At 71.6% G+C, this 22,666-nt stretch carries 13 protein-coding genes and 1 pseudogene; 4 read left to right on the top strand and 10 right to left on the bottom strand.

Annotated elements, in window-relative coordinates; genetic code table 11:
- Positions 1 to 19: 19 nt before the first annotated feature.
- A complete protein-coding gene (gene pyk / locus JS756_RS07530; protein ID WP_205382209.1) occupies positions 20 to 1,456 on the bottom strand; it encodes a pyruvate kinase in 1,437 nt (478 codons plus the stop codon).
- Between the two features lie 315 nt (positions 1,457 to 1,771).
- Positions 1,772 to 2,477: pseudogene (locus JS756_RS07525) on the bottom strand (SIMPL domain-containing protein).
- Between the two features lie 177 nt (positions 2,478 to 2,654).
- On the opposite strand from JS756_RS07525, the gene JS756_RS07520 reads away from it, so the two are divergent.
- The gene (locus JS756_RS07520) at positions 2,655 to 4,478 is read left to right on the top strand and encodes a bifunctional metallophosphatase/5'-nucleotidase (protein WP_205382208.1); all 1,824 of its coding nucleotides are present in this window, start codon (positions 2,655 to 2,657) and stop codon (positions 4,476 to 4,478) included.
- Between the two features lie 85 nt (positions 4,479 to 4,563).
- Here the strand turns inward: JS756_RS07520 and JS756_RS07515 are convergent, their stop codons facing one another.
- The 5 genes from JS756_RS07515 to JS756_RS07495 form a co-directional block, all read right to left on the bottom strand.
- Complete coding sequence (locus JS756_RS07515; RefSeq protein WP_205382207.1) at positions 4,564 to 5,976, bottom strand: lysine N(6)-hydroxylase/L-ornithine N(5)-oxygenase family protein; 1,413 nt, start codon at positions 5,974 to 5,976, stop codon at positions 4,564 to 4,566.
- Positions 5,973 to 7,343: a pyridoxal phosphate-dependent decarboxylase family protein gene (locus JS756_RS07510; RefSeq protein WP_205382206.1), complete on the bottom strand. Its 1,371-nt coding sequence runs from the start codon at positions 7,341 to 7,343 to the stop codon at positions 5,973 to 5,975. The genes JS756_RS07515 and JS756_RS07510 overlap by 4 nt, the downstream gene beginning before the upstream one ends.
- 871 nt (positions 7,344 to 8,214) lie before the next feature.
- Entirely contained in the window at positions 8,215 to 10,707 is a 2,493-nt protein-coding gene (gene pepN / locus JS756_RS07505) for an aminopeptidase N (RefSeq protein ID WP_205382205.1), read from the bottom strand.
- Between the two features lie 47 nt (positions 10,708 to 10,754).
- Complete coding sequence (locus JS756_RS07500; protein ID WP_205382203.1) at positions 10,755 to 11,300, bottom strand: response regulator; 546 nt, start codon at positions 11,298 to 11,300, stop codon at positions 10,755 to 10,757.
- A gap of 262 nt (positions 11,301 to 11,562) precedes the next feature.
- Positions 11,563 to 11,988: a chorismate mutase gene (locus tag JS756_RS07495; protein WP_240203413.1), complete on the bottom strand. Its 426-nt coding sequence runs from the start codon at positions 11,986 to 11,988 to the stop codon at positions 11,563 to 11,565.
- A 104-nt stretch (positions 11,989 to 12,092) separates the two neighbouring features.
- On the opposite strand from JS756_RS07495, the gene JS756_RS07490 reads away from it, so the two are divergent.
- Entirely contained in the window at positions 12,093 to 12,989 is an 897-nt protein-coding gene (locus JS756_RS07490) for a hypothetical protein (protein ID WP_205382202.1), read from the top strand.
- A 204-nt stretch (positions 12,990 to 13,193) separates the two neighbouring features.
- On the opposite strand, the gene JS756_RS07485 is transcribed toward JS756_RS07490, so the two are convergent.
- A complete protein-coding gene (locus JS756_RS07485; protein WP_205382200.1) occupies positions 13,194 to 13,919 on the bottom strand; it encodes a VWA domain-containing protein in 726 nt (241 codons plus the stop codon).
- Between the two features lie 154 nt (positions 13,920 to 14,073).
- On the opposite strand from JS756_RS07485, the gene JS756_RS07480 reads away from it, so the two are divergent.
- Positions 14,074 to 14,997 (top strand): rhomboid family intramembrane serine protease, encoded by a 924-nt coding sequence (locus JS756_RS07480; RefSeq protein ID WP_205382199.1) that lies wholly within the window; start codon positions 14,074 to 14,076, stop codon positions 14,995 to 14,997.
- Between the two features lie 19 nt (positions 14,998 to 15,016).
- Positions 15,017 to 15,931, top strand: coding sequence for a chitosanase (locus JS756_RS07475; protein ID WP_205382198.1), 915 nt, complete (start codon positions 15,017 to 15,019; stop codon positions 15,929 to 15,931).
- 428 nt (positions 15,932 to 16,359) lie between these two features.
- Here JS756_RS07475 and JS756_RS07470 read toward each other — a convergent pair whose 3' ends face one another.
- Together JS756_RS07470 and gltB are read right to left on the bottom strand one after the other, a co-directional pair.
- Positions 16,360 to 17,823: a glutamate synthase subunit beta gene (locus tag JS756_RS07470; protein ID WP_205382197.1), complete on the bottom strand. Its 1,464-nt coding sequence runs from the start codon at positions 17,821 to 17,823 to the stop codon at positions 16,360 to 16,362.
- A complete protein-coding gene (gene gltB, locus JS756_RS07465) occupies positions 17,816 to 22,438 on the bottom strand; it encodes a glutamate synthase large subunit (RefSeq protein WP_205382196.1) in 4,623 nt (1,540 codons plus the stop codon). The genes JS756_RS07470 and gltB overlap by 8 nt, the downstream gene beginning before the upstream one ends.
- Positions 22,439 to 22,666 lie beyond the last annotated feature (228 nt).

Here is a 22,666-nt window from a genome sequence, read left to right as displayed (position 1 = left end):
GGTGCCGGGGCCCGGTCCGTCACCTCGGGGTGTCGTCCTCGCCGATGTGGTGGACGCGGACCATGTTGGTCGACCCGGAGACGCCGGGCGGGGAGCCGGCGGTGATGACCACCGCGTCGCCCTTCTCGCAGCGGCCGTAGCGCAGCAGCAGTTCGTCGACCTGGTCGACCATGGCGTCGGTGGAGTCGACGTGGGGGCCGAGGAAGGTCTCCACGCCCCAGGTGAGGCTCAGTTGGGAGCGGGTCGCGGGGTCGGGGGTGAAGGCGAGGAGCGGGATCGGGGAGCGGTAGCGGGAGAGGCGGCGGGCCGTGTCGCCGGACTGGGTGAAGGCGACGAGGAACTTCGCGCCCAGGAAGTCGCCGGTCTCCGCCGCCGCGCGGGCGACGGCGCCGCCCTGGGTGCGGGGCTTGTTGCTCTCGGTGAGGGGTGAGAGGCCCTGGGCGAGGAGGTCCTCCTCGGCGGCCTCGACGATCTTCGCCATGGTGCCGACGGTCTCGACGGCGTACTGGCCCACGCTGGTCTCGCCGGAGAGCATCACCGCGTCCGTGCCGTCGAGGACGGCGTTGGCCACGTCGCTGGCCTCGGCTCGGGTCGGGCGGGAGTTGTCGATCATGGAGTCGAGCATCTGGGTGGCGACGATGACCGGTTTGGCGTTGCGCCTGGCGAGTTTGATGGCGCGCTTCTGGACGATGGGGACCTGTTCGAGCGGCATTTCCACGCCGAGGTCCCCGCGGGCGACCATGATGCCGTCGAAGGCGGCGACGATGTCGTCGACGGCGTCGACGGCTTGGGGTTTCTCGACTTTGGCGATCACGGGGAGACGGCGGTTCTCCTCGTCCATGATGCGGTGCACGTCGTCGATGTCTCGGCCGCTGCGGACGAAGGAGAGGGCGATGACGTCGAATCCGGTGCGCAGGGCCCAGCGGAGGTCTTCCTGGTCTTTTGCGGACAGGGCGGGGACGGAGACGGCGACGCCGGGGAGGTTGAGGCCTTTGTTGTCGGAGACCATGCCGCCTTCGACGACGCGGGTGCGGACGCGGGGGCCGTCGATGCCGGTGACCTGGAGGCTGACCTTGCCGTCGTCGACGAGGATGCGTTCGCCGGGGGCGACGTCGGCGGCGAGGCCGCTGTAGGTGGTGCCGCACTGGTCCTGGTTGCCTTCGGCGCCTTCTTCGACGGTGATGGTGAAGGTGTCGCCGCGTTCGAGGAGTACGGGGCCTTCGGTGAAGCGTCCGAGTCGGATCTTCGGGCCTTGAAGGTCTGCGAGGAGGCCGACGCTGCGGCCGGTTTCGTCGGCTGCTTTGCGCACGCGCCGGTAGCGCTCCTCGTGTTCGGCGTGGGTGCCGTGGCTGAGGTTGAAGCGGGCGACGTCCATTCCGGCGTCGACCAGGGCTTTGATCTGGTCGTACGAGTCGGTGGCGGGGCCCAGGGTGCAGACGATCCTTGCTCGGCGCATGGTTCGAGCCTATGGCTTACCGGTGGGTAGCGAATTGGCCGGGCGTGACGACTCAACAACCGTTGGGTGAAGGGTTATTGACAAGGGTTGAATGGTGCGCGGGGGCGCTCCGATGAGCATTCCGGCGGTTTTTCGGGCGCCCGTTCGGAGGGGGTTCCGCTTTTTCGTTCGGGGGTGTTGCGGGGGTGTGTCCGGGGCGCGGTCCGAAGGTTTCGGGTGTCTGTCCGTCGTACGTTCAGGATGGCTTTCCCCCGGGGGAGTTCCGGTGGCCCGTCCGGGGGGTGTTCGGGGTGCCGTACGAGGGGGCTGCTCCGTTCAGGCTCGCAGGTCCGGCGGTACGACGGTGAAGCGGGCGTCGACCTGTGCGTGGACGTGTCGGCGTTCGGGCTGCAGGTTCAGGGGGGCGGGCTCGTCGGCTTCGGGGCCGGCGCCGGGGGCCGAGGAGCGCAGGAGGCCGGGGGTCTGCGCGTGGGTGGCAGGGGTGTGGTGCGTGCCGGTGTCCGCGAGTTCCACCAGGGCGGCCAGTGTGGTGCCGAGTGCCTCGGCGTATTCGCGGGCGCGGCGGAGGGCTTCGTGGACGGCTTGGCGGCGGGCTTGCCCGGTGGGCGGGTGAGTCGGGGCGCAGGGACCACCAAGGGCCGTCGACGCGGGTGAGTTCGAGGTCGGCGAGGCGGGTGGTGAGTTCGCCGAGTGCGGTGAAGTCGTTGAGTTCGGCGGTGATGCGGAGGGTGCCGTGGTGGGTGCGGATGCGTTCGCCGCGGCCGTGGCGGGTGAGTTCGGGGTTGAGGGAGAAGGTGCCGGTCTCGATGCGTTCGACTGCGGGTCCGTACTCCTTGAGCAGGTTGAGGGTGGTGGTGTTGCGCCGGGTGAGGTCGTCGAGGGCGGTGCGGTGGTCGCGGGCCCGGGCGTGGACGGTGATGGTGATGCGGGCGATCTCGGGGGCGACTTCGAGGTGGGCTTCACCGCGGACGGTGATGTGGGGGGTGTCGGGGGTGCCGTGGGCGAGGTCGGCCTGGGTCATACCGGCCACTGTGTCACGGGTTGGCGGGTTACGGTCTGTCAGATTCACAGGTCGGGTCATGTAATCGCAACCTGCGGGGCCTGTTGTTGTCGGTCGTGTCCGGGTCAGAATCTACGCGCGTTCATCTACGCGCGTTGTGGGCGCGTGGGAAGAGGATTTCCCCGAGGAGAGGCAGACATGGCGCTGAACCGCCGGAAGTTTCTGAAGAAGTCGGCCGTGACGGGGGCGGGGGTGGCGGTCGCGGGTGCGGCGGCGGCTCCGGCGGCGCAGGCGTCACCGGCCTCGCAGGCCGGGGGGGCGAAGGGTGGCGGGAGGCCGGTGAAGCGGTACGCGCTGACCGTCATGGGGACGACGGACCTGCACGGGCACGTCTTCAACTGGGACTACTTCAAGGACGCGGAGTACGCGGACAAGGCGGGCAACGCTCAGGGACTGGCGCGTATTTCGACGCTGGTGAACGAGGTGCGGGCGGAGAAGGGCCGCGCACACACGCTGCTGCTGGACGCCGGTGACACGATCCAGGGGACTCCGCTGGCGTACTACTACGCGAAGGTGGACCCGATCACCGCCGAGGGTGGTCCGGTGCATCCGATGGCGCAGGCGATGAACGCGATCGGGTACGACGCGGCGGCGCTGGGCAACCACGAGTTCAACTACGGGATCGACACGCTGCGCAGGTTCGAGGCGCAGTGCGACTTCCCGCTGCTGGGTGCGAACGCGGTGGACGCGACGACGCTGCGTCCGGCGTTTCCGCCGTACTTCATGAAGCGGTTCCATGTGCCGGGGCTGCCGCCGGTGAAGGTGGCGGTGCTGGGTCTGACGAACCCGGGCATCGCGATCTGGGACAAGGCGTACGTGCAGGGGAAGCTGGCGTTCCCCGGGCTGGAGGAGCAGGCGGCGAAGTGGGTGCCGAAGCTGAAGTCGATGGGCGCGGACGTGGTGGTGGTGTCGGCGCACTCGGGGACGTCGGGGACGTCGTCGTACGGTGATCAGGTGCCGTACGTGGAGAACGCCGCGGCGAATGTGGCGCGGCAGGTCCCGGACATCGACGCGATTCTGGTCGGGCACGCGCATGTGGAGATTCCGGAGCTGAAGGTCGTCAACGAAAGCACGGGCAGGACGGTCGTGCTGTCGGAGCCGCTGTGCTATGCGGAGCGGCTGACGCTGTTCGACATCGAGCTGGTGTTCTCCCGTGGGCGGTGGACGGTGGAGTCGGTGTCCGCGTCGCTGCGGAACTCCAGCTCGGTGGCCGACGATCCGGCGATCACGAAGCTGCTTGCGGACGAGCACGAGCAGGTGGTGGCGTACGTCAACCAGGTCGTGGGGAAGGCGACGCAGACACTGACGACGGTGGAGGCGCGGTACAAGGACGCCCCGATCATCGACCTGATCACGACGGTGCAGGAGGACGTCGTCAGGGCGGCGCTGGCGGGGACGGAGTACGCGTCGCTGCCGGTGATCGCGCAGGCGTCGCCGTTCTCGCGGACGTCGGAGATCCCGGCCGGCGAGGTGACGATCCGGGATCTGTCGAGTCTGTACGTGTACGACAACACGCTGGTGGCGAAGTTGATGACGGGTGCGCAGGTCCGGGCGTACCTGGAGTACTCGGCGGAGTACTTCGTGCGGACCGCGGCGGATGCGGTGGTCGACGTGGAGACGCTGACGAATGCGAACGGCCGTCCGGACTACAACTACGACTATGTGTCGGGGCTGCGGTACGACATCGACATCGCGCGGGCCGCGGGTGAGCGGATCACGAATCTGACGTTCGGGGGTGCTCCGCTGGACGATGCGCAGCAGTTCGTGTTCGCGGTGAACAACTACCGGGCCAATGGCGGGGGTGCGTTCCCGTTCGTGGCGTCGGCGAAGGAGCTGTGGTCGGAGTCGACGGAGATCCGGACGCGGATCGCGGAGTGGGTGACGGCGAAGGGTGTGCTGGATCCGCGTGACTTCGCGTCGGTGGACTGGAGGCTGACGCGGGACGGTACGCCGGTGTTCTAGGGCGCGCCACGGCCTGGGCGTCCGGGTCGGTGCGGCGTGGGAGCAGGGGGCGGGTCGGCTGGTGCCGGCCCGCCCTCGGCGTGTCTCAGCGGCCGTCGGTGAGGAGGGGGGCGATGGCCGGGGCCTGGCGGGCCGGCGGGATGTGGGGATGGGGGGTCAGGCCGAAGGTGGTGAAGGCGGTGCGGTCGGGGAGGGGGTAGGTCTCCTTGCCGGTGAGGGTGTTGAGGATGGTGGCGCTGCGCCAGGCGGCGAGGCCGAGGTCGGGGGTGCCGACGCCGTGGGTGTGGCGTTCGGCGTTCTGGACGTAGACGGTTCCGGTGACGGAGGGGTCGAGGTCGAGGCGGAAGTGTTCGTCGATGCGGGGGCGTCGGCCGGAGTCGCGGCGCAGGTAGGGGTCGAGGCCGGCGAGGAGTGGGGTGAAGGGGCGTTCGCGGTAGCCGGTGGCGAGGACGACGGCGTCGGTGGTGAGACGGGAGCGGGTGCCTTGTTCGATGTGTTCGAGGTGGAGTTCGACTTTGGTGGTGGCGAGGCGGCCGGCGGTGCGGACGCGGACGCCGGGGGTGAGGACGGTGTCGGGCCAGCCTCCGTGCAGGGTGCGGCGGTAGAGCTCGTCGTGGATGGCGGTGAGGGTGTCGGCGTCGATGCCTTTGTGGAGTTGCCACTGGGTGGTGGCGAGTTGGTCGCGGACCGGTTCGGTGAGGCCGTGGAAGTAGCGGGTGTAGTCGGGGGTGAAGTGTTCGAGGCCGAGTTTGGAGTACTCCATGGGGGCGAAGGCGGGGGTGCGGCCGATCCAGTGGAGGCCCTCGTGTCCGGTGGGGCGGGTGCGGAGGAGGTCGAGGAAGATCTCGGCGCCGGTCTGTCCGGAGCCGACGACGGTGACGTGGTCGGCGGTGCGGAGGGTGTCGCGGTGGTCGAGGTAGTCGGCGGCGTGCAGGACGGGCACGCCGGGTGCCTCGGCGAGGGGCCGTAGTGGTTCGGGGACGTGGGGTTCGGTGCCGATGCCGAGGACGACGTTCCGGGCGTAGGTGCGGCCCAGGGCTTCGGCTTCGCCTTCGGTGTCGAGTTGGGTGAAGTCGACTTCGAAGAGGTCGCGTTCGGGGTTCCAGCGGACGGCGTCGACCTGGTGGCGGAAGTGCAGGGCGGGGAGGTGTTCGGCGACCCAGCGGCAGTAGGCGTCGTACTCGGCGCGGTGGATGTGGAAGCGCTCGGCGAAGTAGAAGGGGAAGAGGCGGTCGCGGGCCTTGAGGTAGTTGAGGAAGCTCCAGCGGCTGGTGGGGTCGGTGAGGGTGACGAGGTCGGCGAGGAAGGGCACCTGGATGCGGGCGCCGTCGATGAGCAGGCCGGGGTGCCAGTGGAAGCCGGGGTGCTGTTCGTAGAAGACGGTGTCGAGTTCGGTGAGGGGGTGGGCGAGGGCGGCCAGGGAGAGGTTGAAGGGGCCGATGCCGATGCCGACGAGGTCGCGGGGGGCGTCGGGCTCGGGGCGTGGGGGTGTGTTCATGCGGGGGCGGGTCCTTCGGTGCGTTCGAGGATGCGGTCGAGGAGGAGGGTCAGGTCGGCGGGCCGGGTGTGGGGGTTGAGGAGGGTGGCTTTGAGCCAGAGGCGGCCGTCGAGGTGGGCCCGGCCGAGGACGGCGCGGCCGTCGGTGATCAGGCGGCGGCGCAGTTCTGCGACGGTGGTGTCGGGGGCGTGGGCGGGGCGCAGGAGGACGGTGCTGAGGGTGGGTCGGTCGTAGAGGTCGAGGCGGGGTTCGGCGGTGACGAGGTCGGCCAGGGTCTGGGCGTGGGCGAGGACCTGGTCGACGAGGGTGGCGAGCCCGCGGCGGCCGAGGGTCTTGAGGGTGGCGGCGATCTTGAGGGTGTCGGGGCGGCGGCTGGTGCGCAGGGAGCGGCCGAGGAGGTCGGGGATGCCGGCTGCGGTGTCGTCGGGGGCGTTGAGGTAGTCGGCGTCGAGGTGGAGGGGGGTGAGGTCGGCGGGGTCGCGGACGGCGAGGAGTCCGGCGGCGATGGGCTGCCAGCCGAGTTTGTGCAGGTCGAGGGTGACGGTGTGGGCTGCGTCGAGGCCGTCGAGGCGGGCGCGGTGGGTGGGGCTGAACAGGAGGGGGCCGGCGTAGGAGGCGTCGATGTGGAGGCGGGCGGCATGGGCGGCGCACACATCGGCGATGTCGGGGAGGGGGTCGATGAGGCCGGCGTCGGTGGTTCCCGCGGTGGCGGCGACGAGGTGGGGGCCGGGCAGGTGGGTGAGGGCGGCGTCGAGGGCGGCGGGGTCGAGGGTGCCGGCGGGGGCGGGCACGGCGACGGGATCGGGCAGGCCGAGGAGCCAGGCGGCGCGTGGGAGGGAGTGGTGGGCGTTCGCGCCGTGGACGAGGCGGAGGCCTGCGCCGTGGGCCTCGCGGGCGAGGAGGAGGGCGAGGTGGTTGGATTCGGTGCCGCCGGTGGTGACGAGGGCGTCGGTCAGGCCTGCGTGCCGGGCGAGGGTGCGGGTGAGAAGGGTCTCCAGCGCGGACGCCGCGGGGGCCTGGTCCCAGGAGTCGAGGGAGGGGTTGAGGGCGGAGGCGGCGAGGTCGGCGGCGGTAGCGACGGCGAGCGGCGGGCAGTGCAGGTGGGCGGCGCAGAGCGGGTCGGCGGGGTCGGCGGAGCCTGCGGCGACCGCGGTGACGAGGGTACGGAGGGCGTCGGGGTCGCCGTGCTCGGGCAGGAGGTCGCCGACGGCGTCGCGCAGGTGTGCGGCGGTCTTGTCGGGACCGCCGGCGGGCAGGGGGCCGCCGCGGGCCCGGGTGCCGTCCTGGAGGGCGTCGAGGACGGTGTGGAGCAGGGGCCGCAGCGCGCCGGGGCCATGGGGTCCTGAGGCGAGGGGCGGCGTGCTCATGGGTCCTCCGGGCGGGCGCGGGACGGGAGTCCAGCTTGTCCGCGGTGGGGGCGGCGCGCCGGGAAAGCGCCTCGAAGCGACCCGAAAGTGGGTACTGCCCTGCGGGGCGGGCTGGTTGAGGTGGAAGGGGGGCGGGGATCCCGGGGTGGCCGCGCGCCGGAGGCACGTCCGGTGGCGGGACGGGGCCCGAGGGCGGCCGGATGCTGGGGCGGGCCCCCGGGGGTCCGCGGGTGACGTCGGTGGGGTGGGGTCGGGGGCTGCGGGAGGCTCGTGACGTGCCCGGGGCACGGTGGTGGCGGGACGGGCCGAGGTACGGGCGACGGAGGCGACGCCCGCAGTCCGGTGGAGTATCGCGCGACCGGCGCGGGCCGGCGGCGCCGGCCGGGCTCGGCGGGGCCGGCGGTGTGTATCGGGACCACCGAGGAACGCGTCGGGGGTCGGCCGGGCACGTCAGGGCAACCGCGAAACACGGCAGGGGCCGACCGCGCCCGTCGAGGCAACCGCGCGACACGACGGAGGGCAGCGCGCCGGCACGGCTGCGGAAGGCATCGGGGGGGGTGACGGCGGTGGGCGTCAGGAGTCCGGCGGGACGTGACGGGAGCGGCGGCGCTCGGCGGGGCGGGGCTGCGGAGGCGGACGGCCGCCGAGTGTCCGAACCCGGGGCCGTCCGCGTCCCCGAGGCGGCGACCGGAGGGTCCGCGGGCCGGCCGGCCGCGGGCCCGGGGCGGGGGCCGGCCTCGGGTTGCCGAGGCACGGGCCTGCCCACGGGTGCCCGGGGCGGGGCCGGTCGCCACGGGTTCTGAGGTGGGTGACGGCCGGACCCCGTCCGGGGTGCGGAAGGGGGTGGTCGGGCCGGGCCTTCCGTGTGGTTCTAGGCCTGCCTGACGCGCAGTGCCCGCGTCAGGTCGTCGAGTTGGTCGACGAGCTTGCGGCGCAGCGCGGGGACGGGGTCGGCGTCGCGCAGGCACTCCTCGCCGAGGCGGAGGGTGTCGGCGTCGACGGCGTGGGCGGGGAAGGCCCAGCGGCCGGCGGCCTCGGCGATGGCGGCGCCGCGGCGGTCGGCGACGGCGACGGCGTCCCGGTAGTAGCGGGGGACGTAGTCGGTGAGGAGGTCGGCCTGCTCGGGCTGCCAGAAGCCCTGGGCGGTGGCGGTGAACAGGTAGTTGGACAGGTCGTCGCGCTCGAACATCGCCGCCCAGGCGCGGGCCTTGGCGTCCGGGTCGGGCAGCGCGGCGCGGCAGCGGGCTGCGCCTTCCCGGCCGGTGGCGCTGGGGTCGCGATCGAGTTCGGTGGCGATGAGGGCGTCGTCGGTGGCGCCGAGGACGGCGAGCCGGGCCAGGATGCGCCAGCGCAGTTCGGGGTCGAGTTCGGGGCCGCCGGGGACGATGCCCTCGGCCAGCCAGGCGGCGAGGGTCTCGGGCTGGGCTGCGGTGTCGATGTAGTGGCGTACGGCGATCAGCCGCAGCCCGGGGTGGTCGCCGTCCTCGGTGCGGCGGATGAGGTCGCGGCACAGGGAGCTGAGGGTGGCGAGGGCGGCGGGGCGCTGGTCGGGGCGGACGTAGCGGTCGGCGATGTGGGCGCCGGCGAAGGCCAGGACGCCGTCGACGAGGGCGAGGTCGGTCTCCCTGGGCAGGTGGGCGGCGGCGGTGGCGAGGTAGTCGGCGGGGGCGAGGTCGCCGTCGCGGACCATGTCGCGCAGGGCGTTCCAGACGACGGCGCGGGTGAGCGCGTCGGGGATGCCGGAGATGCCGCGCAGGACGGTGTCCAGCGAGGTGTCGTCCAGACGGATCTTGGCGTAGGTGAGGTCGAGGTCGTTGGGGACGACCAGGGCGGGCCGGGTACCGGGGCGGGGTTCGGCGCCGTCCTGCGGCAGGTCGGTCTCGTAGCGCTGGCGCAGGACGAGTGTGCGGCCGTCGTTGAGGTCGCGGTCGTACACGCCGATGGTGACGCGGTGGGGGCGGCTGCCCTCGTGGTCGAGGCCGAGGCTCCACCGGCCCACGGTGGCGTCGACGGACGCGGTGATGGTGTCGACGCCGGTGGTGCGCAGCCAGGCGTCGGCCCATGCGTGGACGTCGCGTTCGGTGTGGGCGGCGAGGGAGTCGATGAAGTCGGCGAGGGTGGCGTTGGCGAACTTGTGGCGGGCGAAGTGGGTGTTGATGCCGGCGAGGAAGTCCTTCTCGCCGAGCCAGGCCACGAGCTGCCGCAGGGCGGAGGCACCCTTGGCGTAGGAGATGCCGTCGAAGTTGAGCATGGCGGCGGCGGTGTCGTCGACACGCTCGGGGGCGACGGGGTGGGTGGAGGGGCGCTGGTCGGCGTCGTAGCCCCAGGCCTTGCGGACGACGCCGAAGTCGGTCCAGGTGTCGGTGAAGCGGGTTGCTTCGGTGAGGGTCTGGTAGCCCATGTACTCGGCGAAGGACTCGTTGAGCCAGATGTCGTCCCACCAGGTGAGGGTGACGAGGTCGCCGAACCACATGTGGGCCATCTCGTGGGCGACGACCATGGCGCGGGTCTGGCGTTCGGTGTCGGTGACGGCGGAGCGGTAGACGAACTCGTCGCGGAAGGTGACCAGTCCGGGGTTCTCCATGGCGCCCGCGTTGAACTCGGGGACGAAGGCCTGGTCGTAGGAGTCGAAGGGGTAGGGCTCCTCGAACTTCTCGTGGTAGCGGTCGAAGCACGCGCGGGTGATGTCGAGGATCTCCTCGGCGTCGGCGTCGAGGTGGGCGGCGAGGGAGCGGCGGCAGTGGATGCCGAAGGGCAGGCCGCGGTGCTCGGTGCGCACGGAGTGCCAGGGTCCGGCGGCGACGGCGACGAGGTAGGTGGAGATCAGGGGGGTGGGAGCGGCTTTCCAGCGGCCGTCGCCGAGGTGTTCGGTGAGGCCGTTGGCGAGGACGCTCCAGCCTGTGGGGGCGGTGACGGTGAGGTCGAAGACGGCCTTGAGGTCGGGCTGGTCGAAGGCGCCGAAGACGCGCTGGACGTCCTCCATGAACAGCTGGGTGTAGGCGTAGGTCTCGCCGTCGGTGGGGTCGGTGAAGCGGTGCATGCCCTCGCCGGTGCGGGAGTAGCGCATGGTGGCGTGCAGGTGCAGCTCGTGCGTGCCGGCGGTGAGGTTCTTCAGCGGGAGCCGGTTGCCGTCGAGGCTCTCGGGGTCGAGGGGCTGTCCGTCGAGCGTGGCGGAGTGCAGCTCGGTGGGCTTGATTTCGACGAACGTGTCAGCGTCGGCCCGTGCGGTGAACCGGATGGCGGTGCGGGAGTCGAAGGTGTCGTCCCCGGTGGTCAGGTCGAGTTCGACCGTGTAGCGGTGGACGTCGAGGAGTCGGGCACGGGAGTGCGCTTCGTCGCGCGTCAGTACGGACATGCAGGACATGCTGCCTGATCGCGTCGGCGACGCACAGGGGCGGATCGGTACGTGCGCTATGTCGCCTCGTGCGCGGGCGCCGGAGTCTGGGCGTCCCGCTGGAGCGGAACTCGGGCGTCCGGGTGGGGCGGGGCGGTACGGGGTGCGGGTGGCGGGGAGGTTCCGGTTCCTTTGACGAGGGCGCGCAGTTCGCGGATCTCCGCTTCGAGGGTGAGGCGGTGCTGGTGGGCGTCGTAGAGGTAGCGGATCTTGGTGCGCAGGGCCCAGGGGTCGACGGGCTTGGCGATCAGGTCGGCGACGCCGAGGGCGAAGGCGGCGGTGGTCAGTTCCGGATCCCGGCCGAAGCCGGTGAGCGGGACGACGGGGATGTGCCGGCTCTGGTCCAGGCGCCGCAGGTAGCGGACGACCTCCAGGCCGTTCATGCCGGGCATCTGCACGTCCAGCACGAGGAGGCCGACCCGGCCGCGCAGCACCTGTTTGAGTGCCTCGTCGCCGCTGGTGGCGCGGCTGAGCGGGCGGCCGAGCGGGATGAGGGCGCTCTCCAGTGCAAACAGTGCGCCCGGGTGGTCGTCGACGATCAGGATCTCGGCATCCGACGGCATGGCCCGACGTCCCTTTCGCGGTGGGACCACCAGCTTACGTCCGGGCACTGACACCGTGTGCCCGCAGTCTCACCGGCTGTGCGGATACGGGGTGCCGGTCGGGCCGCCGGGGGCGTGTCCCGCGGGGTCCGCTCCGGGATCTGCCGAGGGGCGGCGGCCGTCCGCCGAGGCGGGGCGGGCGTCGGCGCGGGGTGCGGCCGGGCGCCGGCGGCGGTGAGGGCTGGCCGGAGGCCGATGCCGTGGAGCCAGGGGGCGGACGGGGTCAGCCGGCGGCGCGGGTCGGGGCGCCGGCGGCGTTCCCCGTCGCCTCGGCGTCGTCCCCGGTGGCGTTCGTCGCGGCGTTCCCGGTGGTCTCGGCGCTGTTGCCGGTGGTCTCGGCGATGGTCTCGTGGTGCCGGATCACTTCGGCGATGATGAAGTTCAGGAACTTCTCGGCGAACGCCGGGTCCAGCTTGGCGCTCTCGGCCAGGGAGCGCAGGCGGGCGATCTGGCGGGCCTCGCGGTCGGGGTCGGCGGGCGGCAACTGGTGGGCGGCCTTGAGGTGTCCGACCTGCTGGGTGCATTTGAAGCGCTCGGCAAGCATGTGGACGACGGCCGCGTCGATGTTGTCGATGCTGTCGCGGAGCCGGGCGAGTTCGGCGCGCACGGCGGGCTCGACGTCACCGGTACCGGTGTTGCTGGTGGTCATGGCGGTCCACCCTAGTGCGTCGACGTGCGGCATGGTGATCTGCGGGTGCCGGGGGGAACCTGCGTAGAGTGGAATCGGATTCAGGGCGTCTTGGGGGTTCGGACGTGGCCAACGGCGGACCGGTCGAGCATGGATACCCGCATCTGGAGACGGTGCGGGCCGCGATCACGGCGCTGTACCGGCGCCTGTCCCACGACACGGTCCGGACGTTCGCGACGAGCGTGGCGCCGGCGGACGTGGCGTTCTGCGACACCGACGATCTGCATCTGGGTGCCCAGCGGGTGGCACGGGAGCTGGTGCGGCACTTCAGGCTGCCGGATGCGCGGGTGATCGTTTCCTTCCGCGAGATGACGCACGCCGCGAACGTCGAACTCACGGCGGGCCCGGAGTACTTCGTGGAGCTGAACGACCGGTTCCGTAGGCACCGGCGGGACATCGGCGCGGCGTTGGCGCACGAGATCACGCATGTGTACCTGCACCGGCTGGATCTGGCGTTCCCGGGGACACGGGACAACGAGATCCTCACGGACACCGCGACGACGTATCTGGGCGCGGGCTGGCTGCTGCTGGACGCCTTCCGGGAGGACGCGGTGTCGTCGCAGAAGCTGGGGTATCTCACGCCGGAGGAGTTCGGGTACGTGCTGGCGAAGCGGTCGCTGGTGTTCGGTGAGGACCCCTCGACGTGGTTCACCAGTCCGCAGGCGTACACGGCGTACGTACGGGGCATGGAGCGGGCCCGGCGGGACGGGCAGCAGCCGCCGCTGACGGCGGCCGGGTGGGCGGGGCGGCGCCGCTACGCGCGCGACCGGCGGCAGGCCGAGGGCCACGCGCACGCACCGGCCGTGGACGGTGCCGGGTACTCCTTCGCGGCGGAGGGCCCCGGCTTGCTGCGGGTGACGTTCCCGTGCCCGACCTGCCACCAGCGGATCAGGGTGCCGGTGCAGGGCCGGGTGCGGGCGCGGTGCGGGCTGTGCCGGACGGTCCTGGAGTGCGACACCTGACGTCCGGCACCCCGGGCGCCACGACGCACGCCGACCACCACACGACGCCGACGAGCCGGGCCGGCCGGCCGAGGCCGCACCTGACCAGTTGGAGCGCTGGGCGCGCGGGGCCGCCGCACGCGGACCCGGTGCGCGCCGAGCGCCTCGGCCGCTCTGCCTGAAGGGTTCGGGTGCGCCGTCGGCCCCGACGGCCCTGCGGCGGGGTCAGGCAGGCCCTACGATGCCCCGGGCGCGGGCCGCCGCCAGCCACTGCGGGAACTCGCCGACCAGCCGGTCGTACAGGACGGCGTCGGAGACGTTCAGCGGGTCCGTGCCCGCGGAGAAGAAACCGGCGTTGTCGACGACCCGCATGTCCGGTACCGGCAGTTCGTCCAGTTTCCGCAGGAAGTCGAACTGCTTGCCGCCGGGGTCACCGAAGCCGATGAACTGCCAGAACAGCGGTAGCGAGGCCGCCTTGCACAGGAACCGCTGCGCGGCGAGCTTGTTGATCGGGCCGCCGTCGGTCTGGAAGACGACGAGCGCGGGGTCCGTGGTGCCGCTGTCCAGGTAGTGGTCGATGACGGCGTCCATGGCGAGGTGGTAGCTGGTCCTGCCCATGTGCCCGAGTCCGGCCGCGATCCGCTCGACGCGGCCCCGGTGGTCGGTGAGGGCGATCTCGGTGACGGCGTCGACATCGGTGGAGAAGAAGACCACCGGCACGCGCCCGTCGTCGTCGAGGTGCGCCGACAGGCCCAGCACCCGGTCGGCGAGCGCCTGCACGCTGCCGTCCCGGTAGTACGGCTTCATCGAGCCCGAGTAGTCGACCACGAGGTAGACGGCGGCCCTGAGGCCGCCCAGTCCGTGCTTCGCCAGCGAGACACCCGCGGTCTTGTACAGGCTCACCAGCGCGGGCGCGGCCTCCTCCACCTCGGTCGCACTGATCGCGGTCATGCGGCTCTCCCCCTTCGCACACGGAACCTGCAGCCGAGCGTACGGGACGGCACCCGGACCCCCGCTTTCCGCAGTTCACAGGGGTTCGCTATGTTGTTCGCCGCCGACCCCGCCGGCTCACCGTCCCCGCCCCACCCGCCAAGGAGCCGGCTCCGTGGAACCCGAGTCCACCGTCACCACCTGTTTCCGCCATGCCAAGGTCGAGTCGCATGTCCGCTGCACCCGCTGCGACCGCTACATGTGCCCCGGCTGCATGCGTGAGGCGGCCGTCGGCCACCAGTGCGTGGAGTGCGTGAAGGAGGGCGCCCGCTCGGTGCGGCAGCCCCGTACGGCCTTCGGCGGCCGTGTCTCGGCGGTGCCCGTGGTGACGTACGTGCTGATCGGGCTGAACGTGCTGGCCTACCTGGGCGAGTTGGTGCGGCCTGCGATCGTGGACCGGTTCTCCATGCTGGGCGGCCGCCTGGTCGGCCCGGACGGCATGACCTACCTGTACGACGCCTTCGCCCCGGCCGGCTACCACGCCGAGGGCCTGGTCGCCGGCGAGTGGGACCGGCTGCTGACGGGCTCCTTCCTGCACGCGCTGCCCACCGATCCGCCGTTCGGACCGCTGCACATCCTGATGAACATGGCAGCGCTGTGGCAGCTCGGCCGGGTCGTGGAGGGTCAGCTCGGCCGCGTCCGCCACCTCGCCCTGTACGTGCTGTCGGCGCTCGGCGGCTCGGTGCTGGAACTGCTGGCCGCCTCGCCCGGCACACAGTCGGTGGGCGCCTCCGGCGCGATCTTCGGGCTGGGCGCCGCCTACTACGTGATGGCACGCCGGCTCGGCGGCGATCTGCGCGGAGTGAACCAGTTCATGGTGTTCCTCCTCGCCTGGATGGTGCTCTCCGCCGGTCTCACCTCCTGGCAGGGCCACCTCGGCGGGCTGCTGGTCGGCGCGGCGGTGACCGCGGCCTACGCGTACGCTCCCAGGAACGGCCGTCGGGCACTGGTCCAGGCCGCGGCGTGTGTGACGCTGCTGGCACTGCTGGCGCTGTGCACATGGGCGAAGGTTGCGGAGCTGACAGGAGGGGCGGCCTGACCGGGCCGCGGTGACTGCGATGAGACGTATCGGATTGTTGCTGCTGGCGGTCGTGCCCGTCGTGGCCGGGGCGCTGTTCTACCTGTTCGGGCCCGGTGGGTCCGACGCGGCCCCCGCCGCCGCGCACACCGCCTCCCCTCACAACCCCGAGGACGCCAAGGCGCGGGCCGAGGAGTCGGCCGCCGCGCAGAAGTCGGAGGACGACCAGGTCGTCGCCGACGCCCCGCCGGGCCTGGCCGCTGCCGACAAGAAGGAACTGGCCCAGAAGATCGTCTCCACCGCCGAGAACTCCACGCTCCGCTGGCGCAGCGCCTACGACCGTGTCGAGGACATCGGCGACGGCTGCGGCTACACCGCCGGCATCATCGGTTTCTGCACCGGCACCCACGACCTGCTCTCCCTGGTCGAGCACTACACCGAGGACCACCCCGGCAACGGACTGGAGCCGTACCTGCCCGCCCTGCGCAAGGTCGACGGCACCGACTCCCACGAGGGCCTGGACCCCGGTTTCCGGGCCGCCTGGAAGGCCGAGGCGAAGCTCCCCGTGTTCCGCACGGCCCAGGACACCGAACGCGACCGCGTCTACTTCGCCCCCTCCGTCCGCCTCGCCAAGCTCGACGGCCTCAGCACGCTCGGCCAGTTCATCTACTACGACGCGATGGTCTTCCACGGCCCCGGCATCGACCGGGACGGCTTCTACGTGCTGCGCGACCGCACCATGGAGAAGGTGAGGACCCCGGCCGAGGGCGGCGACGAGAAGACGTTCCTCGACACGTTCCTCGACATCCGCCGCGCCGCCATGAAGGAGCGCCGCGCCACCCTGGACACCTCCCGCATCGACACCGCCCAGCGCCGCTTCCTCGCCAACGGCAACATGGACCTGACCACCCCGCTGACATGGTCGGTGTACGGGGAGCGGTACCGGGTGCCGTGATGCCCTCGCCGCCCTGAACGGCGGCGATCCCCGCCCGACGCACCGTCGGGAGCCGCGGTGCCGGAGGGTTCCCTCTTCGCTGCGCGGTGCCGCGACGAGTCCTGGACCTCCTGCGCCCCCACGGGGCCGGCACGGCCGCGCCGGCACCGTCTCGGCGACGTCGACCAGCCGCGTCGACATCCCTGGTCCGGGACCGCCCGGCCCGTCCTGCACAGCGCGCGCACCTCGCACGTACGCGGTCGGACGCCCGCGGGTCCGGGCTGCTCGGCGTACTCGCCGTCATCACCTCGGTCGCGCCCGGCGGGTAGCCGGAAAAGCGGCGGCGCCTGCCAGGTCGTCCGGTCGGGGACAGGTGGCAGGCGCCGTCTGTGTTCCGTACGCCGTTGTACGGGACGTATGGGGAGTGACCCTGCGGGTCACCCGGTGTGTCAGACCATCAGTGCGCGGTCCGTCGGGCGGATCGGGGCCGGCAGGTCGCTGACGCCGGTCAGGGCCCGGTCGACGCCACGGGCGGCCGAGCGGCCCTCCGCGATCGCCCAGACGATCAGCGACTGACCGCGACCTGCGTCACCGGCGACGAACACACCCGGCACGTTGGTCTGGAAGTCGGCGTCCCGGGCGATGTTACCGCGTTCGTCGAGTTCCAGACCGAACTGGTCGACGAGGCCGTTCTCGCGGTCGGTGCCCGTGAAGCCCATGGCGAGGGTGACCAGCTGGGCGGGGATCTTGCGCTCGGTGCCCGGCTTCTGGATCAGCTTGCCGTCGACGAACTCGACCTCGGCCAGGTGCAGCCACTGGACGTTGCCGTCCTCGTCGCCCTCGAAGTGGGTGGTGGAGACGGAGTAGACCCGCTCGCCGCCCTCCTCGTGCGCGGAGGTGACCTTGTAGAGCATCGGGAAGGTCGGCCAGGGCTGGCTGACCGGGTTCCGCTCCTCCCCGGGCCGGGGCATGATCTCCAGCTGCGTCACCGAGGCCGCGCCCTGACGGTGGGCGGTGCCCACGCAGTCGGCGCCGGTGTCGCCACCGCCGATGACGACGACGTGCTTGCCCTCGGCCGAGATCGGGGCGGTGACGTAGTCGCCCTCCTGGACCTTGTTGGCCAGCGGCAGGTACTCCATGGCCTGGTAGATGCCCTGAAGCTCACGGCCCGGGACCGGCAGGTCGCGCGCGGTCGTCGCACCGACGGCCAGCACGACGGCGTCGTAGCGCTTCTTCAGGTCCGTGGCCTTCAGGTCGCGGCCGATCTCGATGCCGGTGCGGAAGCGGGTGCCCTCCGCGCGCATCTGCTCGATGCGGCGGTTGATGTGCCGCTTCTCCATCTTGAACTCGGGGATGCCGTAGCGCAGGAGGCCGCCGACGCGGTCCGCGCGCTCGTAGACGGCGACCGTGTGACCGGCCCGGGTCAGCTGCTGGGCGGCGGCCAGGCCCGCGGGGCCGGAGCCGACGACCGCGACCGTCTTGCCGGACAGGCGCTCGGGGACCTGCGGGGCGACGCCCCCGGTCTCCCACGCCTTGTCGATGATGGAGACCTCGACGTTCTTGATGGTGACCGCCGGCTGGTTGATGCCGAGCACGCACGCGGACTCGCACGGCGCCGGGCACAGGCGGCCGGTGAACTCCGGGAAGTTGTTGGTGGCGTGCAGGCGCTCCTGCGCGGCCGACCAGTCCTCGCGGTAGGCGTAGTCGTTCCACTCGGGGATGAGGTTCCCCAGCGGGCAGCCGTTGTGGCAGAACGGGATGCCGCAGTCCATGCAGCGGCTGGCCTGCTTGCTGATGATCGGCAGCAGGGAGCCGGGGACGTAGACCTCGTTCCAGTCCTTGACACGCTCGGGGACCGGGCGGGACCTGGCGACCTCGCGGCCGTGGTTCAGAAAGCCCTTCGGGTCAGCCATTGATCGCCGCCTCCATCATCTTCTCGTGGGTCTCGGTCTCGGAGAGACCGGCTCGCTCGGCGGCGTCCTTGGCGGCGAGCACTGACTTGTACGTGCTGGGGATGATCTTGCTGAAGCGTTCGACGGCGTTGTCCCAGTCGGCCAGGAGCTTCTCGGCGACGGTGGAGCCGGTCTCCTCCCGGTGCCGGCGGACGACGTCGTGCAGCCACTGCCGGTCGCCCTCGTCCAGCGCCGCGACGGCGTCCAGGTTGCCGGCGTTGACGTTGTCGCGGTCCAGGTCGATGACATACGCGACACCGCCGGACATGCCGGCCGCGAAGTTGCGGCCCGTCTCGCCGAGCACCACCGCGTGGCCGCCGGTCATGTACTCGCAGCCGTGGTCGCCCACGCCCTCGGAGACGACCAGTGCGCCGGAGTTGCGGACGCAGAAGCGCTCGCCGGTCCTGCCGCGCAGGAACATCTCGCCGCCGGTCGCGCCGTAGGCGAGGGTGTTGCCCGCGATGACGCTGTACTCGGCGAGGTGGTCGGCGGCCCGGTCCGGGCGGACCACGATCCGGCCGCCGGACAGGCCCTTGCCGACGTAGTCGTTGGCGTCGCCCTCCAGCCGCAGCGTGACACCGTGCGGGACGAAGGCGCCGAACGACTGGCCGGCGGAGCCGGTGAAGGTGATGTCGACGGTGTCGTCGGGCAGGCCCGCGCCGCCGAACCTCCGGGTCACCTCGTGGCCGAGCATGGTGCCGACCGTGCGGTTGATGTTGCGGATGGTGACCTGGGCGCGCACCGGCTGCGCCTCCGTCGCGTCGGAGGCGGACAGGGCGTCGGCGGCGAGCTTGATCAGCTCGTTGTCGAGCGCCTTCTCCAGGCCGTGGTCCTGGCCTATCACCTGGTGGCGCGCCGCGCCCTCGGGCAGCTCGGGCACGTGGAACAGCGGCTCCAGGTTCAGGCCCTGCGCCTTCCAGTGGGTGACCGCGCGGGTGACGTCGAGGACCTCGGCGTGGCCGACGGCCTCGTCGATCGAGCGGAAGCCCAGCTCTGCGAGGAGCTCGCGGACCTCCTGCGCGATGAACTCGAAGAAGTTGACCACGTACTCGGCCTTGCCGGCGAAGCGCTCGCGCAGGGTGGGGTTCTGGGTCGCGATGCCGACCGGGCAGGTGTCCAGGTGGCAGACGCGCATCATGACGCAGCCGGAGACGACGAGCGGGGCGGTGGCGAAGCCGAACTCCTCGGCGCCGAGGAGCGCGGCGATGACCACGTCGCGGCCGGTCTTGAGCTGGCCGTCGGTCTGGACGACGATCCGGTCGCGCAGGCCGTTCAGCAGCAGCGTCTGCTGGGTCTCGGCCAGGCCCAGCTCCCAGGGTCCGCCGGCGTGCTTGAGCGAGGTGAGCGGCGAGGCGCCGGTGCCGCCGTCGTGGCCGGAGATGAGGACGACGTCCGCGTGCGCCTTCGACACACCCGCGGCGACCGTGCCGACACCGACCTCGGAGACCAGCTTGACGTGGATCCGCGCCCGCGGGTTCGCGTTCTTCAGGTCGTGGATCAGCTGGGCCAGATCCTCGATGGAGTAGATGTCGTGGTGCGGCGGCGGTGAGATCAGGCCGACACCGGGCGTCGAGTGACGGGTCCGGGCCACCCACGGGTAGACCTTGTGGCCGGGCAGCTGGCCGCCCTCGCCGGGCTTGGCACCCTGCGCCATCTTGATCTGGATGTCGTCGGAGTTGACCAGGTACTCGGAGGTCACGCCGAAGCGGCCGGAGGCCACCTGCTTGATCGCCGAACGGCGCGCCGGGTCGTACAGGCGCTCCGGGTCCTCGCCGCCCTCACCGGTGTTGGACTTGCCGCCCAGCTGGTTCATGGCGATGGCGAGGGTCTCGTGCGCCTCCTGGGAGATCGAGCCGTACGACATGGCGCCGGTGGAGAAACGCTTGACGATCGCCGAGACCGGCTCGACCTCCTCGACGGGGATCGAGGGGCGGTCCGAGGTGAAGCCGAACAGGCCGCGCAGCGTCATCAGGCGCTCGGACTGCTCGTTCACACGGTCGGTGTACTTCTTGAAGACGTCGTACCGGCCGGTGCGCGTGGAGTGCTGGAGGCGGAAGACCGTCTCCGGGTCGAACAGGTGCGGTTCGCCCTCGCGGCGCCACTGGTACTCGCCGCCGATCTCCAGCGCGCGGTGCGCCGGGGCGATGCCGGAGGCCGGGTAGGCCTTGGCGTGGCGGGCGGCGACCTCCTGGGCGATGACGTCGAGGCCGACTCCGCCGATCTTGGTGGCGGTGCCGTTGAAGTACTTCTCGACGAAGGAGTGGTCCAGGCCGACGGCCTCGAAGACCTGGGCGCCGCGGTAGGAGGCCACGGTGGAGATGCCCATCTTGGACATCACCTTCAGCACACCCTTGCCGAGGGCGTAGATGAGGTTCCTGAGGGCCTTCTCGGGCTCCCCGCCGTCGAGGAAGGTGCCCGCGCGCAGGAGGTCCTCGACGGACTCCATGGCCAGGTACGGGTTGACGGCGGCGGCGCCGTAGCCGATGAGCAGGGCGACGTGGTGGACCTCGCGGACGTCTCCGGCCTCGACCAGCAGGCCCACGTGGGTGCGCTGCTTGGTGCGGATGAGGTGGTGGTGGACGGCCGCGGTGAGCAGCAGCGACGGGATCGGCGCGTGCTCGGCGTCGGAGTGCCGGTCGGACAGGACGATGAGGCGGGCGCCGTTGTCGATGGCGGCGTCGGCCTCGGCGCAGATCTCCTCGATGCGGGCGGCCAGCGCGTCACCGCCGCCGTGCACCCGGTACAGGCCGGAGAGGGTCGCGGCCTTGAAGCCGGGCATGTCGCCGTCGGCGTTGACGTGGATGAGCTTGGCCAGCTCGTCGTTGTCGATGACGGGGAAGGGCAGCACGACGGACCGGCACGAGGCGGCGGTCGGGTCGAGCAGGTTGCCCTGCGGGCCGAGCGAGCTGCGCAGGGAGGTGACCAGTTCCTCGCGGATCGCGTCCAGCGGCGGGTTGGTGACCTGGGCGAACAGCTGGGTGAAGTAGTCGAAGAGCAGACGCGGGCGCTCGGAGAGGGCCGCGATCGGCGAGTCGGTGCCCATGGAGCCGATCGGCTCGGCGCCGGTGCGGGCCATCGGGGCGAGGATGACGCGCAGTTCCTCCTCGGTGTACCCGAAGGTCTGCTGGCGGCGGGTGACCGAGGCGTGGGTGTGGACGATGTGCTCGCGCTCGGGCAGGTCGCCGAGCTCGATCTCGCCGGCCTCCAGCCACTCGGCGTACGGCTGCTCGGCGGCGAGCTGGGCCTTGATCTCGTCGTCCTCGATGATGCGGTGCTCGGCGGTGTCGACGAGGAACATCCGGCCGGGCTGGAGACGGCCCTTGCGGACGACCTTGGCGGGGTCGATGTCGAGGACGCCGACCTCCGAGCCGAGGACGACGAGGCCGTCGTCGGTCACCCAGTAGCGGCCGGGGCGCAGGCCGTTGCGGTCGAGCACGGCGCCGACCTGGGTGCCGTCGGTGAAGGTGACGCAGGCGGGGCCGTCCCAGGGCTCCATCATCGTGGAGTGGTACTGGTAGAAGGCGCGCCGGGCCGGGTCCATGGAGTCGTGGTTCTCCCACGCCTCCGGGATCATCATCAGCACGGAGTGCGGCAGCGAACGGCCGCCGAGGTGCAGCAGTTCCAGGACCTCGTCGAAGGAGGCGGAGTCGGAGGCGTCGGGCGTGCAGACCGGGAAGACGCGCTCCAGGTTCCTGCCGCTGCCGAACAGGTCGGAGACCAGCTGCGACTCACGGGCGCGCATCCAGTTGCGGTTGCCCTTGACGGTGTTGATCTCGCCGTTGTGCGCGACGAAGCGGTACGGGTGGGCGAGCGGCCACGAGGGGAAGGTGTTCGTGGAGAACCGGGAGTGCACGAGCGCGATCGCGGAGGCGAAGCGGCGGTCGGACAGGTCCGGGAAGAAGGGCTCCAGCTGGCCGGTGGTCAGCATGCCCTTGTAGACGATGGTGCGGGCCGACAGCGACGGGAAGTAGACGCCCGCCTCGCGCTCGGCGCGCTTGCGCAGCACGAAGGCCTTGCGGTCGAGGGCGATGCCCCGGCTGGGGCCTTCCCCGGACTCCGTCGGGGAGGTGCCCGCGGTCACGAAGAGCTGGCGGAAGACCGGCATGGTCGAGCGCGCGGTGGCGCCGAGGAGTTCGGGGGCGACCGGGACGTCGCGCCAGCCGAGGACGGTCAGGTTCTCGTCGGCGGCGATCGAGTCGATCTGCGCGATGGCCTCGGCCGTGCCCTGTTCGGGCAGGAAGGCGATGCCGACCGCGTAGGCGCCGGCCTCGGGGAGCTCGAATCCGGCCACCTCGCGGAAGAAGGCGTCCGGCACCTGGGACAGGATCCCGGCGCCGTCGCCCGAGTCGGGCTCGGAGCCGGTGGCACCGCGGTGCTCCAGGTTGCGCAGGACCGTCAGGGCCTGTTCGACCAGGGTGTGGGACGCCTCGCCGGTGAGGGTGGCGACGAAGCCGACGCCGCAGGCGTCGTGCTCGTTGCGGGGGTCGTACATACCCTGCGCAGCAGGGCGAGCATCCATGAACGACCAGTTCTGGCCATTCGCGGAGTGCTGGGACGGCTGGCGCGGCGTACGCATCGGCTCTCCCGTCGTCGTCAATTGGCATATGCAGGTGCCGAGGGACGACGTTGGCCCTCTGCGGAGAATGCACACAGGTGCAAAATTTCGTGCAGGTTACATGATGGAGCGATTCTCGGGAACCGGATACTGCGTTCCAACATGCGGACGCCCCGGGCGTGCGGCGGGGGTGTGCACGCCGTGGCGGAAAGTATGGGGTGGCCGCTGCGGACAGATCCATGTCCGGCG

The sequence above is a fragment of the Streptomyces actuosus genome, from assembly GCF_016921115.1.
In the GTDB taxonomy this organism is placed as follows: domain Bacteria; phylum Actinomycetota; class Actinomycetes; order Streptomycetales; family Streptomycetaceae; genus Streptomyces; species Streptomyces actuosus_A.
Note: the sequence above shows the minus strand (reverse complement) of the source record. Positions and strands in the feature narration are given on the sequence as shown.